At 35.5% G+C, this 16,534-nt stretch carries 19 protein-coding genes and 1 riboswitch; all 19 genes read right to left on the bottom strand.

The window, feature by feature from the left end; genetic code table 11:
- Positions 1-94: 94 nt before the first annotated feature.
- On the bottom strand, positions 95-2,026 hold the full coding sequence (locus PRVXH_RS05875) for a bifunctional 4-hydroxy-3-methylbut-2-enyl diphosphate reductase/30S ribosomal protein S1 (RefSeq protein WP_353894376.1): 1,932 nt from the start codon (positions 2,024-2,026) through the stop codon (positions 95-97).
- Positions 2,007-2,588, bottom strand: coding sequence for a lysophospholipid acyltransferase family protein (locus PRVXH_RS05870; protein ID WP_353894375.1), 582 nt, complete (start codon positions 2,586-2,588; stop codon positions 2,007-2,009). Before PRVXH_RS05870 ends, PRVXH_RS05875 begins: the two co-directional genes overlap by 20 nt.
- A complete protein-coding gene (gene cmk, locus PRVXH_RS05865; protein WP_353894374.1) occupies positions 2,588-3,259 on the bottom strand; it encodes a (d)CMP kinase in 672 nt (223 codons plus the stop codon). The genes PRVXH_RS05870 and cmk overlap by 1 nt, the downstream gene beginning before the upstream one ends.
- 83 nt (positions 3,260-3,342) lie before the next feature.
- Entirely contained in the window at positions 3,343-4,152 is an 810-nt protein-coding gene (aroF, locus tag PRVXH_RS05860) for a 3-deoxy-7-phosphoheptulonate synthase (RefSeq protein WP_353894373.1), read from the bottom strand.
- Positions 4,136-4,507 carry a chorismate mutase gene (gene aroH, locus PRVXH_RS05855; RefSeq protein WP_353894372.1) on the bottom strand — a complete coding sequence of 124 codons (372 nt, stop codon included), beginning with the start codon at positions 4,505-4,507 and terminating at the stop codon, positions 4,136-4,138. The genes aroF and aroH overlap by 17 nt, the downstream gene beginning before the upstream one ends.
- A gap of 151 nt (positions 4,508-4,658) precedes the next feature.
- Positions 4,659-5,261: a methyltransferase gene (locus PRVXH_RS05850; protein WP_353894371.1), complete on the bottom strand. Its 603-nt coding sequence runs from the start codon at positions 5,259-5,261 to the stop codon at positions 4,659-4,661.
- A gap of 21 nt (positions 5,262-5,282) precedes the next feature.
- On the bottom strand, positions 5,283-5,705 hold the full coding sequence (locus PRVXH_RS05845) for a hypothetical protein (RefSeq protein ID WP_353894370.1): 423 nt from the start codon (positions 5,703-5,705) through the stop codon (positions 5,283-5,285).
- A gap of 35 nt (positions 5,706-5,740) precedes the next feature.
- Positions 5,741-6,322, bottom strand: coding sequence for a cob(I)yrinic acid a,c-diamide adenosyltransferase (locus PRVXH_RS05840; RefSeq protein ID WP_353894369.1), 582 nt, complete (start codon positions 6,320-6,322; stop codon positions 5,741-5,743).
- Positions 6,323-7,573, bottom strand: a complete 1,251-nt coding sequence (locus tag PRVXH_RS05835) for an ABC transporter ATP-binding protein (RefSeq protein ID WP_353894368.1) — start codon at positions 7,571-7,573, stop codon at positions 6,323-6,325.
- Positions 7,570-8,589 (bottom strand): iron ABC transporter permease, encoded by a 1,020-nt coding sequence (locus PRVXH_RS05830; RefSeq protein WP_353894367.1) that lies wholly within the window; start codon positions 8,587-8,589, stop codon positions 7,570-7,572. Before PRVXH_RS05830 ends, PRVXH_RS05835 begins: the two co-directional genes overlap by 4 nt.
- Before the next feature lie 17 nt (positions 8,590-8,606).
- The gene (locus PRVXH_RS05825; RefSeq protein ID WP_353894366.1) at positions 8,607-9,461 is read right to left on the bottom strand and encodes a cobalamin-binding protein; all 855 of its coding nucleotides are present in this window, start codon (positions 9,459-9,461) and stop codon (positions 8,607-8,609) included.
- Between the two features lie 106 nt (positions 9,462-9,567).
- Positions 9,568-9,755: riboswitch (cobalamin riboswitch) on the bottom strand.
- A 45-nt stretch (positions 9,756-9,800) separates the two neighbouring features.
- The gene (locus PRVXH_RS05820) at positions 9,801-10,106 is read right to left on the bottom strand and encodes a hypothetical protein (RefSeq protein WP_353894365.1); all 306 of its coding nucleotides are present in this window, start codon (positions 10,104-10,106) and stop codon (positions 9,801-9,803) included.
- A 19-nt stretch (positions 10,107-10,125) separates the two neighbouring features.
- The gene (gene glyS / locus PRVXH_RS05815; RefSeq protein ID WP_353894364.1) at positions 10,126-12,126 is read right to left on the bottom strand and encodes a glycine--tRNA ligase subunit beta; all 2,001 of its coding nucleotides are present in this window, start codon (positions 12,124-12,126) and stop codon (positions 10,126-10,128) included.
- Positions 12,127-12,145: 19 nt separating this feature from the next.
- Entirely contained in the window at positions 12,146-12,925 is a 780-nt protein-coding gene (locus PRVXH_RS05810) for a glycine--tRNA ligase subunit alpha (RefSeq protein ID WP_353894363.1), read from the bottom strand.
- Positions 12,926-12,998: 73 nt separating this feature from the next.
- Positions 12,999-13,373 (bottom strand): DUF4342 domain-containing protein, encoded by a 375-nt coding sequence (locus PRVXH_RS05805; protein ID WP_353894362.1) that lies wholly within the window; start codon positions 13,371-13,373, stop codon positions 12,999-13,001.
- A gap of 18 nt (positions 13,374-13,391) precedes the next feature.
- Entirely contained in the window at positions 13,392-14,126 is a 735-nt protein-coding gene (gene recO, locus PRVXH_RS05800; RefSeq protein WP_353894361.1) for a DNA repair protein RecO, read from the bottom strand.
- Between the two features lie 44 nt (positions 14,127-14,170).
- Positions 14,171-15,061, bottom strand: coding sequence for a GTPase Era (gene era, locus PRVXH_RS05795; protein WP_353894360.1), 891 nt, complete (start codon positions 15,059-15,061; stop codon positions 14,171-14,173).
- The gene (locus PRVXH_RS05790) at positions 15,051-15,473 is read right to left on the bottom strand and encodes a cytidine deaminase (protein ID WP_353894359.1); all 423 of its coding nucleotides are present in this window, start codon (positions 15,471-15,473) and stop codon (positions 15,051-15,053) included. The genes era and PRVXH_RS05790 overlap by 11 nt, the downstream gene beginning before the upstream one ends.
- Positions 15,474-15,475: 2 nt before the next feature.
- Positions 15,476-16,534: a DUF881 domain-containing protein gene (locus tag PRVXH_RS05785; RefSeq protein ID WP_353894358.1), complete on the bottom strand. Its 1,059-nt coding sequence runs from the start codon at positions 16,532-16,534 to the stop codon at positions 15,476-15,478.

Below are 16,534 nucleotides of genomic sequence, written 5' to 3'. Positions count from 1 at the left end.
CTAGCCATCTCCTAAGTAAATAAAAAAAGCATAAAAAAAAGGCTGCCACCAATTATCTTTTTAATAATTGGTGGCAGCTTCTTTTTTTATTTAATTATTCTTTGTCTTTAAACAAATCTTTAAATCTCTCGCCTAGGTTTACTTCTAGGTTTTCAGTTTCGCTGTACTCCTCAAAGCTTTCCTTAGGTTGAGCTTCTTTAATACTTAGGCTAATTCTTTTTTCCTCTGGTTTTAATTCTAAGACTTTAACTTGAACCTTTTGTCCTACCTCAAGTACATCTTTAGGGTCGCTTACATGATCATCGGATATTTGTGAAATATGTACTAGACCATCTACGCCATCTGCAATTTCAACAAAAGCACCAAAGCCAGTAAGTCTGACAACTGTACCATCTACTATGTCACCAGGAGTGAATTTATCGATTGCTTGCTCGTAAGGGCTCTTCTGTGTTGCTTTAATACTTAGACCAACCCTTTTTTCTTCAACTTTTACTTCTAGTACTTCAACCTCTACCTTTTGTCCTACTTCAAGTACATCTGAAGGATGTTTAACTCTTTTCCATGCGATGTTAGATACGTGCACTAGACCGTCAACGCCGCCGATATCTACAAAGGCACCGAAATCGGTAATCCTACGCACTGTACCTGTAATACGTTGTCCTGGTTTTATTTCTTCTAGTAGTTTTTGTTCATTTTTAACTTTTTCAGCTAAAAGCAAATCTTTTCTTGATAAGATAATTTTATTTTTTTCTTTGTCTAACTCTTTTACGATAAACTCTAGGTTTTGTCCTACTAAAGATGAAAGATCCTCGATATATTGGGTATCTATAAGGGAAGCTGGCATGAATCCTCTAGCTCCTACATCAATAGTTATACCGCCTTTTACTTCTTCTAGCACCTTTCCGCTAATAACTGTTTCTGCTTCAAGGTCTTTTTGTAGCTTTTCCCAAATATGATTTTCATCATATTGCTTCTTTGAAAGCGTTACATTACCTTCGTCATCGATATTTGTAATAATACATTTTACTTTCTCTCCAACTTTGGCAACCTCTTCTAGGTTTTCTATCTTTAGAAGAGAGAATTCTTTTTTAGGGATACTAGCTTCTTCCTTATCTCCAATATCTACTAGTACCACCTCTTCTGTAACTTTTGCTATTTCACCTTCTACTTCTTTACCAACTTCAAGCTCGTTTGATTCGATTTCTTTAACCATGTTAAAAACCTCCTTTATACTCCATTCTGGTGTCGACGCCCCTGCAGCTATACCAACTGATTTTACATTGGTAAACATTTGAGGGTCAATATCTTTGTAGTTTTGTATTAGATATGTTTTTACACCAGATTCTAAACAAATTTCCTTTAATTTTGCTGTGTTGGAGCTGTTTTCACCCCCTATGACTAGCATCAAGTCCACAGTTTGGGATAGCTCCTTTACAGACTTCTGCCTAAGGTCAGTGGCCCGGCAGATTGTGTTGTGGACTATGATTTCTTCCTCACTATATTTTCCTTTTAGTATTTCCATAATTCGCTTAAATTTATCTAAAGAGAATGTAGTTTGTACAACTACCCCAAAAGGCGCTTTTATATCTAACTGCTTTGCCTGTTCTTCTGAGTCTATTATAATGGCTGAATCTTTAGTCCATTGATTAATTCCTATAATTTCAGGATGGCTTGAGTCACCTATTATTAGCACTGGAACATTATCTTCAAGCAGTTGACGGGCTATTTTTTGCACTCTTGCCACAAAAGGACAGGTGCCATCAATTATGTCATTGTTGTTTTGTTTAAGGATTTCAATGGTATTAGGACCTACACCATGAGATCTTAAAACAACTTTGCTATTTGAAATTTTAGAGGGGTCGGTTTTATGATAGACCCCTTTTTTCTCAAAATACTCAATTACATCGGGGTTATGAACCAGTGGTCCTAGTGTATATGTTTTTTCACTACAGTGACTTTCTGTAAGATTGATAGCATCTTCTACCCCCTTACAAAAGCCACTGTATTTAGCAACTTTTACTTCCATTTTCTTCACCTAACTTAATTATATTATCCATTATATATTGGGCCTGAAACTTCATATTGCCTTTTTTGCGATCTAGGTAAAAAGGCTCGCCTATGAAAATATGATTTTTTCTAAATAACCTGATGGGTCCTTTTATTCTAACTGGTAAAATAGGGCATTCGCCCTTCAGTGCGAATAACGCTACTCCCGGTTTTGCAGGTAGCGGCTCTAAATCTTTACTCCTTGTGCCCTCCGGAAAAACCCCTAAGATCTCATTATTTTGTATAACTTCTATAGAGCGCCTTACAGCATTTCTATCGATGGTGTTTCGGTCTACAGAAATTACATGTACTTTTTTAAGAAATCCGCCTAGTATGGGTACATCAAACAACTCTTTTTTAGCTAGAAAGTTAATGGTTTTTGGGAAAATCATAACCAAAAAAATAGGGTCTAGCAAACTAATATGATTAGAAGCAACTATATATTTCCCTTCTTTAGGGATATTATTTTTACCATGTACTTTATACGGATAAACTATAGCAAAAATAGGATATAGAATTTTTCTTAATACAGAATATAACATTAGTCTAACCTCTTTTTAATTTCCTGTACCAGTACATCCACCGCTTCATCAATGTCATAATTAGAGGTGTCTACTTCAATTGCATCATCAGCCTTTAACAAAGGCGCGCTTTGCCTTTTGGAGTCAATTTTATCTCTAATTGCAATTTCTTGAGCAATTGAATCAATATCTACGCTATAACCTTTTTTCTCCAACTCCAAAAATCTCCTATTTGCTCTAGCTTCTAACGATGCAGTTAGAAAGAATTTTATATCAGCTTCAGGCAAAACTACCGTGCCGATATCCCGCCCTTCCATTACAACTTTTCCGCATTGGGCCATCTCTCTTTGTAAGTGAAGCATATGGTCTCTAACCTCTGGTATTTTAGCAATATTTGATACATTATTGCTTATTTCAGGTTGCCTTATTTCATAAGTTACATCCTTGTTATCTAAAAAGATATGAATTTCATTGCGAATATTTTTTATTTCTATTTCTGTATTTGATAATAATTGTTTGATACAACCGCTTGAGTTTAAATCATGTTTCTTTTTAATCGCTTTTAAGGTTAATGCTCTATACATTGCTCCTGTATCGATATAACAAAAATCTAATTTTTTAGCTAAACGTTTGGCCACTGTGCTCTTACCAGCTCCTGCCGGTCCGTCAATGGCTATTTGTATGGGCTTCAATGTGCTCCCTCCCTATTTTTTTAAACCCTAACTATCACAATTCGACATTAATTTTTTTTTTCCTCTATACTAATATTATTTTTTTATGTTTTTAATTCCAATAAAAGATTTTTAAATGTTGAAAAATCTAAAGACTGAAACCCATCAGATAATGCTTTAGATGGTTCATTATGAATTTCTATCATTAACCCTTGCCCTCCGACTGCTAATGAAGCTTTTGCTAAAGGCGTAACTAAAGACCTCCTGCCAGAGCCGTGGCTAGGATCTACAATCACTGGAAGATGGGATAGCTCCCTTATAGCTGCTACAGCCGATAGGTCTAAAGTATTTCTTGTGTAGTTTTCAAAGGTTCTTATTCCGCGCTCGCATAAAATAACATCTTTATTTCCACTTTTAATTATGTATTCAGCTGCAGTTAAAAACTCTGAAATGGTGGCGGACATCCCTCGCTTTAATAAAACAGGCTTGGAGAATTTCCCAACTTTTTTTAAAAGCTCGTAGTTAAACATATTTCGTGCGCCTATCTGAATAATATCACAATAGTGTGCCACCTGCTTTAAGGAATGCTCATCTACCGCTTCGCTTACTGTGACCAGGTTGTACTTTTTTCCAGCTGCACTTAGCATTTGCAGACCCTTTTCATGGAGTCCTTGAAAGCTATAAGGAGAGGTCCTGGGTTTATACGCGCCCCCGCGTAAGACTGGCACTGAATTTTTATGCAAAAAAGAGGCTATGGTATCTATTTGCTCTTCGCATTCAACAGCACAAGGACCGGCAATAACGATAGGTTCTTTGCCAAACTGAACATCTTTCACCCTAATAACTGTATCTTTATTTGTATTGTCCTTACTGGCTAGTGGAAATAGTTTTTGTTGTTCAAGTTTTGTTAACATTTTCTCCTCCTGTGATGTCAGGTCTCAGTTTTTTTGCATCACGTAAATAAACATGGACAATGTCCTTTTTTATAGTATTTATATGTATAATTACTCTGATACATTTTTTTAAACCACCGGCTATTTTGGCTTCTTGGACACAAAATAATGGGGTGTTAGTCATCCCCATTTCCCTAAAATGTTTAGCTGGATTTGACGCATCTATATCATCAGTTAATGAAAACATAACAGACACCAAATTGCTCTCTTGCAGCTTATTGTTTTGCATAATTGCATTTATCAGCTGGAAAGTTGCCTCTTTAATTTCCGTTTCTGAATTTAAAGAGATGGTTATAGCCCCTCTGATTGCTTGCATTAATAACCCTCCAGTCTTGTTATGTACACAAAAATTCTATTTAGAAAAGGAATTTTTAAGGATATTTGCACGATGACAAGCGTAATAAAAAGGTAGGTTATAAACCTAGTTATCTTTTGTTGTTTGTTTTCTAGAAATTTAAAAACGTCCATTACTTTTCACACCTTAATATGTGGTATCCTCCTTTTTTAGCTACTGTGTCAACGCTACTAAAAAACGATTGTAAATAAGTCTTCATCGATTTGGCACCCTGTTTGACTCGGATAACCACCCATAACTCACCATTATCATTTAAGTGGTTATAGCTTTCTTTCAAAATGCTATATACTTTCTTTTTTCCTGTTCTTATAGGTGGGTTTAATAATATAAAGTCAAATAACTTATCAAAATTATTAAATCCATCACTTTGAATACAATTACTTTGTACACTATTTAAACGGCAATTTTTTTCACAAAGGGATACAGCCCGCTGGTTAATATCTGAGCTCGTCATGGATACATCTAGAAAAGATGTTATTGCTACTGTTACAAACCCATAGCCACAACCTAAATCTAGCATCTGAATTTTATCAGAAAGATTGGAGTTGAGCTCTATAAAGGTTTGTACCAATAATGCACTTCCCTTATCTATTTTTCCTTTGGAAAAGACTGAAGCGTCATATACAAACCTCAATTCTTTTCCATTAAATGTATCGACAAATTCTTGTTCGTTACTTTCACTTTCTGGGCTTTGAGTAAAATAATGTTCGGTCATTTACCTCACCTTTCATTTTAACTACATATTGTTTCTGTATTCTAATCCGATTCTTGTCAGTAACCTTTCACCTTGACCTTTATCTAAAGTGATGTCAGATGGCTCAACAATTTCAATTTTGCTAAAATCTGAACGGGTTATAAGTGGCAGAATATCCTCTAAGATGTCAGCTGTAACCTCTACCTCTATAGGAGCATACGCCATAGTTTTACCGTCTTCTTCTATGGTGTAAACATCTAAAGCAGAAGAGATTTTTTCAAATTTAACACCTTGAAGAGGGACATTTTTTAGCATATTTATTTCCTTTAGTCTATTTTCTTTTGCCATGGCGGTGCCATCTTTACTCCCAAACAAAAAGCGACCGGATTTATTATATCCAGGAACATCGAGCCTGATTTTACATTTTATAACTTTTGACTGATTCATAAGTGTTACTTTAACCATACTCATCCCCCCTAGTTATCTTACTAGAAATAAGATTAATATTCAATCCCCCTTCTAGCCATTACCCCCTTTTCAAAGGGATGTTTAATTTGGCCCATATCTGTGACCAGATCTGCTTTAGCTATAATATCATCAGGAGCGTTTCTTCCTGTCAATACAAGCTCAACGTTATCCGGTTTTCTTTCTAGGATATCAAGAAGCTGCTTCTTTGTAATCAAATCAAAGTATAGGCAGTTTAAAATTTCATCTAGTACTACTATTTGGTATTTTTGTGATTGGATTATCTCAATGGTAAACTCTAATGCTTTTTCCATTTCTTCTTTATCTTTTGTTATATCCTCGCCCTGTTTTATAAAACAATCACCACAAGCTATGCATGTCGAAAGTCCAGCTTTTATCAATCCACCGTTTCTACAAGGCCGGCCAAATTGAGCATGCTTTATTTTATCGGAAAGTTTATTAAGCGTAGCAATTTCACCGTAATAGTTACTGCCTTTCATAAATTGCATAAAATAAACATTATATCCATGGCCTATAGCTCTTAAAGAAAGTCCTAAAGCAGCTGTTGTCTTTCCCTTAGAATTCCCTGTATAGATCTGTACTAATCCTTTAAACACCTATTCCACCTCCAAAATATTGAACAACTCGTTTACATTTTGAACTTTAAATACGTTTTCGCACTTTGTTAACTCATCATATATTTTACTGCCTTCACCGCCGTCGGTAAAGTCCCTTTTGGTAAATTGTTCCCCTTCAACAATAATAATGGTTTTTTCATTTTGGTTTGCTAGTTGAAGAGCTTTAAGATTTTTTAGGTTTCCATTGCCAATTGGCGTGTGGCAAAAAATGATAAAATCCGACTTGAGTACTTCTTGAGTATTTTGCTTATATGCCTCTTCGGTAATAGGTGAGTATGGTTGAACTGTTATTGTTTTTATATTTAATTCTTTACACTTTTGCCAATCGCTATCCCCAACATTAATAACTCCCATAGAAATTTCACAGTTTTTGTGACGTAAAACCTCTAAAATATTGCCTGCACTTCCTCCGCCAGCAATTATATGGATTTTACCTAGAAACTTATCCGGCTGTTGTTCTTTTTCTATTGGAATTAACGTTAACTTTTCTCTAAATGAATCCCAGTAAACATGAGAATTTATGTTAAAAGTACGGCGGATATTTTCTGGGTTTATAATCTTGTGTGGTTTGCCAACATCAATTACTCTGCCATCATTAAGCAGTAATATTTGCTGAGAAAACTCAGCAGCTAATTGAATGTCGTGTAGGACACAGATAATTGTTAGATCGGTTTTCTTTTGTAGTTTTTTAAGTAATTTTAGTATCTCTATCTGATAGTTTATATCTAAGCTGGCTGTTGGCTCGTCTAAAAGCAGTACTTTTGGCTGTTGTGCTAACGCTCTTGCTAGTAGTACTCTTTGTTTTTCACCACCACTTAGATTCAAAAACTTGCGGTCTTTTAAACTTTTTATTTCAGTCATTTCCATGGCATGTGTTATTATCTCTTCATCTTGGTTAGATAAACTTTGGAAAATCTGTTGGCTTTTATAAAACCTACCCATGCTAACGATTTCAAATACCGATAAATCGGAGTTTAGATGAGTAACCTGTGGCAGAATTGCCATATTATCCGCCCTTTTTGTGATTTTCATTTTAGATAAATCTTGACCTAAAATTTCTACCTGGCCTGAGTAAGGGATAAGTCCGGAGATTGCCTTAAGCAGAGTTGTTTTACCGCTGCCATTTGGACCTAAAATCGATGTAAATTTACCTTTTACAAAGTCATGGTCAAGTTGGGCTATTATGTTTTTCCCACCTCTGTTTACAGTTAGATTTTTCACCTGTATCATACGCTATCACCTTTTGATTTGGATTTTAATAGATACAGAAAGAAGGGACCTCCAAATAAAGCTGTTATCACTCCCACCGGAATTTCCATAGGCGAAAGAACCGTCCTAGCCAAAAGATCTGCTAAAATCAAAAAAATCCCTCCCCATATCATAGATAAAGGAAATATTTTTATTACACTTGAGCCTAAGATTATCCGCAGCGTGTGGGGGATGATGAGTCCGACAAAACCAATAAGTCCTGAAACAGACACCGCTGCTGCTGTAGCTAATGTGGCTCCTAGCATAACTATTTTTTTTATTTTATTAACTTCGACTCCTAGACTTTGAGCTGTCTCATCACCTAGTTGCATTATATTAAGTCTTTTTAGATTAAAAGCTATTATAAGCATACCTATTATGATAGGTATCAGTGCAATATAAATCCTTTCCCAGGTTGCCATGCTTAAATTACCCATAAGCCAAAAATATATTTGGCGCATATTCTCGTTAGCAAATAGCATTATAAAGGAAATTAGAGCGGAAAAAGTAGAACTTATTACTACACCTGCCAAAATTAGATTAATAGTTTTTAGTTGTCCTTGGCTTTGTGCTATAGTTAGCACTATAAAAACTGTTATCAATCCTGTTATAAAGGCCAGCAAAGAGATAAGGTACGGTACTTTAAATGGCATTGAACTTACCGTAGTTAGCAAAAATATGCCAATGGCTGCCCCAAGCCCTGCTCCGCTTGAAACACCTAAAGTATAAGGTTCTGCCAAAGGGTTTTTTAGTAAGCTTTGGAATGCTACCCCACAACCAGCAAGAACTGCTCCAACTAAAAAAGCTAGTATAACCCTTGGAAGCCTCATTCTAAAGATTATTATATAGCTTGTGCTATCCTCTAGGTCATCGTTAAAATAACTCACCATATCCTCTATGCTTAGGTCATAAATGGATATAGGGGTGGCCCCAAAGGCTACCCCTACAATCATTGTTATTATTAATGCTATAAATGTTAAAAAGTAAATTTTCTTCACTAGAATCACCCTAGCTTTTAGTTTATAATCTCATGTAATTGTCTTAGACCTTGTATTATCCTAGGCCCAGGCCTTGAAGTTGTATCGTCATCAATCTGATAGGTATTTCCTTCTTTAACAGCAGTAACCTCACTCCATGCCGGCAAATTCTTTATATCATCTTCTGGTGGCCAAGAGTAAAGAATAATATCTGGGTCAGTTTCAAGAAGCTTTTCCTGAGACATTTCCCAATAGCCTTCTCTGCTATCTCCGACATTTTTTGCGCCGACGTGCTGAATAATTTCATCATAGAAGGTTTTTGAACCAACTGTATAAAGAGCTGTGCTATCTAGCAGCACAAACACACTTTTATCTGACTGTTTTACCTCTGCTAAAATTTCTTGTTTCTCTGTTTGAAGAGTAGATATTACTTGCTCCCCTTTATCTTCTACCTGGAGAACTTTTGCAACTTTTTCTATTCCTTCGAAAACTTCACTTATTGTAGTTGGATGCACCACCATCACTGGGATGTCCATCTCTTCTAATCTTTGAACAATTTCATCCTGCTCTCCCATAGTGACTACTAAGTCAGGGTTTAAGGAAAGTATTTTTTCATAGTTTACCTCAAAGGCATTCCCTACTGATGGGATTTCCATAACGTCTTCTGGATAGTTGCAGAAATCGGTTATGCCTACTAATTTGTCTTGTTGGTCTAGCTCAGCTATAATTTCTGTGTTGCTAGGCGCTAATGATACTATCCTCTCAACCTCTGAAACTTGTATTTCTCGACCGGCATCATCAATTACAACGCTAGGTTCTTTTGCCTGCTGTGAGTCAAAACATCCTGTAGTCACTAAAACCATTATAACACAAATAAACAAAACTTTTTTCATAATAATCTCTCCCCTAAGTTTATTTTGCAATCAAAAAAAAACTGCCCAAAACAGGCAGTTTTTATAACCTAAAAACAAAAACCACCTCCCTCTGATCCCGAAGGGACATGAAAACTTCGATTTAGGCAGGTCTCCTGGCTCAGCCTCGTTTTCTGTTGACCTTCCCATCTAGAGACAGTGGCTTTTCAACAGCTTATTAAGGCTTGACAGTGGCGGGTCCGCTCAGGATTTACACCTGATTCCCTATTATCCCTTACTAGTAAAAGCAAAGGCACCTAAAGCTTTTTATTTTCTTTTCACCTTGATTATACCATTAAAGCAATAAATTACAATAATAATTTATTGCTTCTTTTTTCTTTGTTGTTCTTTTTCTGATAACTTTTCGCGATACTTACCAAACTCTTTAAAAAAGGTGAACACCGTTAAGGCGATAAAGCCATAGAAAAGTACGTCACCTACTATCGCTAGTTTAGAAACCTCAAACCCCCTATTTAAAAATGCATACAACGCCATTTCATAAAGGGCTGGAACAATAAAAGCTGATCCTAGGTGCATAATCCACTTGTACTTTCTTTTTGAATAGCCAAAGTAAAAAACTAAACCTATAGCTATATTTACTAGCTCATACCTTATTACCTCATCCATCTAAAAACTCCCCTCTCGCCTATCCTAGTTTGCTAAAATCACAAAAGTCTAAAAAAAGCTCTTTAACTGCTCCTAAAAGGGCTAACCTATTTTGTTTAACAGCTGTGTCTTCCGTTAAAATGTAGGTTTGGTCAAACATTTTTTCAATACTTTGTTGTAAGTCTAGTAGCTGGTTAAAGGCCTGATTTAGTTCCCCTTTTTCTATATTATCATAATATTGTGTTTTGCAGTAGGACAAATTTTCATAAAGCTTTTTTTCTGCTTCGTCTTTTAAAAACTCCAGCTCTATTTTTTCAATCTTGTTGTTTAGAAGTATGTTGTTAATTCTTGAATAAAGTCTTTTGGCTAGCTCCATATCTTCGCTATTTAGCTTAGACTGAAGATAGTCTGCTTTTTTGTAGTTTAGAGTAAGGTTTGTGTTTTTTGTGGACAAAATACTTTCTATCACACCATCGTCAAACCCTTTGTTAGACAAAAGCAGCTTAAAACGACGGTTAAAGTAGGTCATTATCCGCAATAAAAGAGCCTGTTTATCCTTTTGTTTTAAAATATGGAACGACTCATACAAAGCAATAGAGAGGTTTACCATCCTTTTGAGTGATATATTCATATGGCATTGGTAAATGATTTTTATGACGGCGTCAGTTTTATTTTTAATTCTAAAAGGATCCGAACCATCCGGTGGGTACCCTGCACTGAAGCAGCCTACAATAGTATCCATTTTATCAGCAATGCTAAGCACTGACCCTACCATAGTCTGTGGTAAGTCATCCCCTCTTTTTTGAGGACATATATACTCCTGTATGCCTTGTGAGACCTCTTGTTCTTCACCCCAAATTAAAGAGTAGTTTTTTCCTATTGTGCCATGTAAATTAGGATAAACGGACACCATTTTTGATAATAGATCGTTTTTACAAAGTTCTGCTCCTTTAGCAGTATAGGTGGCTATCGGTTCCCCAATTTCTAAAAGATCAACAATTGTAAGTGAAATATGTTTAACTCGTTGAACTTTATCATACATTGTCCCTAAATCCTCTATAAATACTAGGTTTTTAAGATCTTCTGTATTTTTGGCAAAGTCGATTTCTATATCTTCTTTAAAAAGTTTATAGGCTTTTTCTATCTTTGCATTTACTTCATCGGTGGTCGTTGAAGCTGACTGTTTTGATGCACCCTCTTGCTCAAAAATGATTGCGTAGGTATTAGTTAATTTCCCATCCTCTTTTAGGAGAACCACGTTATGGTTAGCTCTTAAAGACTCAGCTACAATTTCTGCTGGAAGCTCTAAAAATTGCTCTTTAAAGGTACCAACATGTACCTTTATTTCGTCAACAAAAAACAAACTACGTTCTAAGCAAGTATTGCTATATGGAGTTAAGCCTTCACCGATGGCCTTAGCCATATGTTTGTTAAAACGATCCATTTTTGAATCGTTTTCAATTAAACCCTTTATCTTTTCAATATATTGTCTGCTGTTAATAGGTTCATTAACTAATGTACTACTTGATTCTATCCCTTCATTGTATCCAATCTCAACTCTAACTTCATCATACAGCGCATAAACATTGTTGATAATAATAGGAAATTTGCAGATTACAATGACTTTTTCGATAAGCAGTTTAAAAATTTTAGGCATAACTTTCTCGGTTTTTTCACATTTTAGTTTCTTTTCCACATAAAAGTACTGCTTATTCTTCTCTGTTTTTACAGTAATTGCACCTTCATTTCCTTGCTTTTGTTTTACAAATTTTTTATACAAAGAATTTTTCTTGCCACAGCGAGTGGTGGCAAGGCTTTTTTGTGGCCCTCTAATGATTTCATTTTTTTGATATTGGGCTGAAGATATCCCTTTTATCAGCAGCACTAAGTGCTGTGAATCCAATAAGACTTCACAGGTTTCGTACTCTATTCGATGCTCCTTAAGCAACTTTTCCATAGATTCTTTAAAACTTTTATATACTATATCTTTACTTTCATAAGGAATTGGATCATAGCTTAGCTCAAATATAAAATCACTCATAGCTTCCTCCAAAAAAGTGTTATTCTTGTATACAGGCTTGCAAAAGCTCTGTAAATTTCTTATTATACCCTATTTTCTCAGTTATACTTACTGTTCCTCTTATTATCAAAAATTCATAAACCAGTATACTTTTGACTAAAAAGTTGAATGCAGTGTATCTAAGCTTATTTTTCAAAGCATAGCTTGCTTCAGATAAATATATATCAAACAGATCATACAACATATCTTTGCTAGAGTGCTTGTGAAGGTACATGGTTAGCTCTCTATCTGTTTGATATGAAGGTGATGGTGTTTCTCCTAATAGCACGTGTAAAGATGACAAATCAAAATAAAAGGCTAAACCGGGACTTACTGATGTCCCCCCTAGCTTATCTATTATAGCAACTTCCCCTATATATCTACCGTTTAAAACTACTTCCCAACCATGACTATGAACGCCTATTACTGGCTGAGATAAATCGGTTGGATTAAACAGCAGATTAGATGCTTTTATCTTTAATCCTATTTCTTCCAAACACTGTTTATAGAAACGACAAGGAGAGAAATCAAAAGTCGAAAATGAGGTGATAGATGTAAAAGATGTCCTAGTTATTAACTCATGGTTTTTGGGTCCATGGTTGAGCTCCCATTTGTTTATTAGAGAGTCGAAATGATAAAGAGAGTACGTTTTTTGGTTCGGTATGTTAAAAAAAAGCTGCGGGTGGAGCAGATAGCTTGAACGTTCTTCATTATACTGTGGTTGTCGTTGAAAACCTTGGTTATGAAAAACTTGCTCTAAATTATGTGATAAATTTATCAATCCTATCCCTTCCTTGTGCTAAACTTTTTTTGTTATTGATTCTAAAAAATTACCTCTCGTAAAAACGAGAGGCCTAGTATTTTTTTTCAATTTCTAATGTGCAATCTGTAACTAACATAGCAACTGCACCTATAGCTGCTGCATAAGGAGCTAGCACAACACCTACAGCTCCAACTGTAACGGGAATATCTAGCATTACCTTCCCTTTTGACTTTATGATAATTCTTGTAACATTTCCTTCGCGTATAAGGTCTTTAATCTTTTCTAATAGATTATTACCTTCTACATGAATTCTTTCAGTATATGTGCCTCTGTCTGTATCTAAATCATTCAACTTTTCTACAGCTTTAAACTGATCTCCATTACACGCAAGCAGGGTCTTGTGGGCTAGTTCATAGCTGACATTGGTTTTCTCGATAATATATTCTATTTTTCTTATTTCTTCCAATGCTTTGTCCTCCTAAGCTCAAAGTTTTTGGAATATCTGTTCACTTTTAAATATATGTCCGTCGCTGTAAAATTGAATATATTTATTTAGTACTTTATTTAGATATTTAACTTCACTATCCTTTACCTCAGTGTTTAGAATTTCTTCAAATGTCGTCCTTAACACAAATAGCATTAAAAGCCTATGTCTCTTGGAGATAAACTTATTTTTATAGGGCAAACAGGATTCACAAACAAGACCACCCTGAGGAACGCTAAAGATATAATTTTCGTTCTTTTCCCCACATAAAACACACCCTGTTAGATATGGTGAATAACCCATTAATGCCATCGCTTTTATCTTAAAGGTGGCTAAAATAGTTTTGGATTTTTCTTTATGAGTAGTTAACATCCGCATCGTCTTTTCGGTTAGGCGAAACAGTTTCTGATTGTGTTCATTTTCTAACATGAAAAAATTGACAAATTCGCATATATAATACGCCGCTGATAATACGCCTAGGTCAAAGCTATGATTTTTAAATGTTAGATCGACATCCCCCTGTCTAAGAATAGGTAGATTATTATTTTTTTTATACAAGAGATAATCACCAAAAGTGAACATTTGGACACTATAGCTTAGCTTACTTTTCATCTTTTTGGCACCCTTAACTAAAACGTTTATTTTGCCAAATTTCTGCGTAAAGAGGGTGACAATTAAATCACTTTCTTTAAAAGGAATAGATTTTAGCACTAAAGCTTTTGTGTTAACTAGCATAATAACTCACCCTCAATGATTAATATATCCTAAAAATTTCAATGCTATTCTCCAAGCAGTCCGAAATCCTTTATAGCGCCATGTTTATCGCGCCAACCTTTTTTTACCTTAACCCACACTTCTAAAAAAACTTTTGTTTGCAAAAAGTTTTCTACATCTATTCTGGCTCTTTTACCTATTTCCTTCAGCAGTTTTCCTCCCTTACCTATCACAATACCTTTATGGGATTCACGTTCTACATAAATGTTTGCAGATATTTCAATTGTTCCTTTAGCATTTTCTTTGAAAGTAATTATTTCAATTGCTACACCATGCGGAATTTCATCACGTGTTAGCTCTAGAATTTTTTCTCTTAAAAGTTCTTGAACAATAACTCTTTCTGGTTGATCTGTAATCATGTCATCTGGATAAAATTTGGGGCCCTCATCTAGATATTTTAGAAGTAGTTTAGGTAAACTATCTACATTTACCCCTTCTAATGCTGAAATGGCTAGGATATCTGAGAAGTTAAACATCTCTTTAAACTCCGCAATTCTCTCTTTTGCCTGATCTGGGTCTGTTAGGTCAATCTTGTTGGCGATTAAAATAACCGGTGCTTTAGCTGTTTTTAGCTGCTCTAAAATAAATCGGTCGCCAGATTTAATAGGTTGTGAAATATCAGTGATAAAGCAAATAGCCTCTACATCAACCACTGACCTTCTTGCTACTTTTACCATAGTCTCGCCCAGCTTTGATTTCGGTTTGTGTATCCCAGGTGTATCAATAAAAACCATCTGATAGTCGTCAGAGGATAAGATCCCTTGAATTTTCGTTCTAGTTGTTTGCGCTTTGTTAGATGTTATAGCTATCTTTTGATCTAGCACATTATTAAGTAGCGTGGATTTTCCTACATTAGTTCTTCCGACAATTGAAATAAACCCTGATTTAAAACTCATTATTATCACCTAGCAATGACTTTGTTGTAAATGCACCTGGCAGTAAACTTTTAACGTCAGTAATGGTGTGCTCGCCCTTTTCATTAGCTAATATAACAGGAGAGTCAGGGGTCAAAAATTCAGCTATAACTTGTCTACAGGCACCACACGGAGAGGCTTTTAGCTCTCCCTTACATATGATAGCTATACTTTCAAAAGTTCTATATCCTTCTGATACTGCTTTAAAAATCCCTGTTCTTTCTGCACAGTTAGTTAATCCGTAAGAAGCGTTTTCGATATTACAGCCACTATATACCTTCCCATCCTCAGTTAGCAGCGCTGCTCCTACAGGGTATTTTGAATAAGGAACGTAAGCATTATCCATAGCTTCTTTTGCTTTTGATATTAAATCTTCTACTGTTTTCTTTTCCATTTTTAATTATTCCTCCTTGTATAAGCGGGTAAATTTACCCCATCTTCTGGCACTTCTATTTCATATTCAATTCCTCTAGGTTTGAGCCTAGTCTTTACATAGAGCAGCAAGCCACTTTCTAAGAGTTTTGGATCTCCCACAGCGTGAATTTCAATCGGGTCAACGGAAATTGGGTGGTGATCTACATGAATCAAAGGTCCTACACATCTTATAGAGCTATTTGAGGTTAACCTTCTACCATCTATTGCAATTCCTTGAGCTCCCGAGGCAAAAAGTTCGTTAGCTATTTCCAGCACATGATAGTCATGAATGATATAATCGTTCATGTTTGGGCCGTATGCATCGGGGTTGTCATAAAGTCTGATATAAATACCTTCTCCCGACATTTCTGCATGACCTGAGCTTATTCTTAGCGATTCAACCTCTGCCTTTAGTTGGTCAAGTTCGGATTCTAGCTGCTTTTCGCGCTCATCAGCTGACCGAGGTGTAATTAGCTTTGCCAAACCATTTTCTACTTCTACCTCAATAGTTCTATCCCATAATGTCGGAACTTCATCTAGATAACCAGTTATGCTCTCTTTTGTTTCTTGTGCTAAAAAACCTCCATCCTCAAAATCTATTTCACCCTCGGAGTTATAAGATACATTAAGCTGCCTCTTATCCACAACTGACCTAACATTTTTATCGCTACTAATCATGGATAAAATAATCTCTGCTTGTCTGGCCTCTGCTCTCCTTCTAATAACCCTTTGAGTTTCATTTCCGTTATTCATAACAATCCTGGAAAGATCGTCTACACTACTAGCTTGCTCAATATCATACAATAGGTTTGAAAGTGCATTATTAACATCTGCTGAGTCTTTAACACCCCAATCAGTAGCGAGACTTTCATTATATTTTACTAATGTTAAGGCTTGTTCTTTAGCGTCCTGAAAGCTTCTATCTCCCACAAAAGAAAAAGCTCCTGCTGAAATAAATATTAAAACTATATTGAGCAATAACACTATCAACACTGATATCGCAATAAAAGTTATTTTAAACTCTATTTTTCTAGTGTACAT

Source organism: Proteinivorax hydrogeniformans, from assembly GCF_040515995.1.
Lineage (GTDB): Bacteria > Bacillota > Proteinivoracia > Proteinivoracales > Proteinivoracaceae > Proteinivorax > Proteinivorax hydrogeniformans.
Note: the sequence above shows the minus strand (reverse complement) of the source record. Positions and strands in the feature narration are given on the sequence as shown.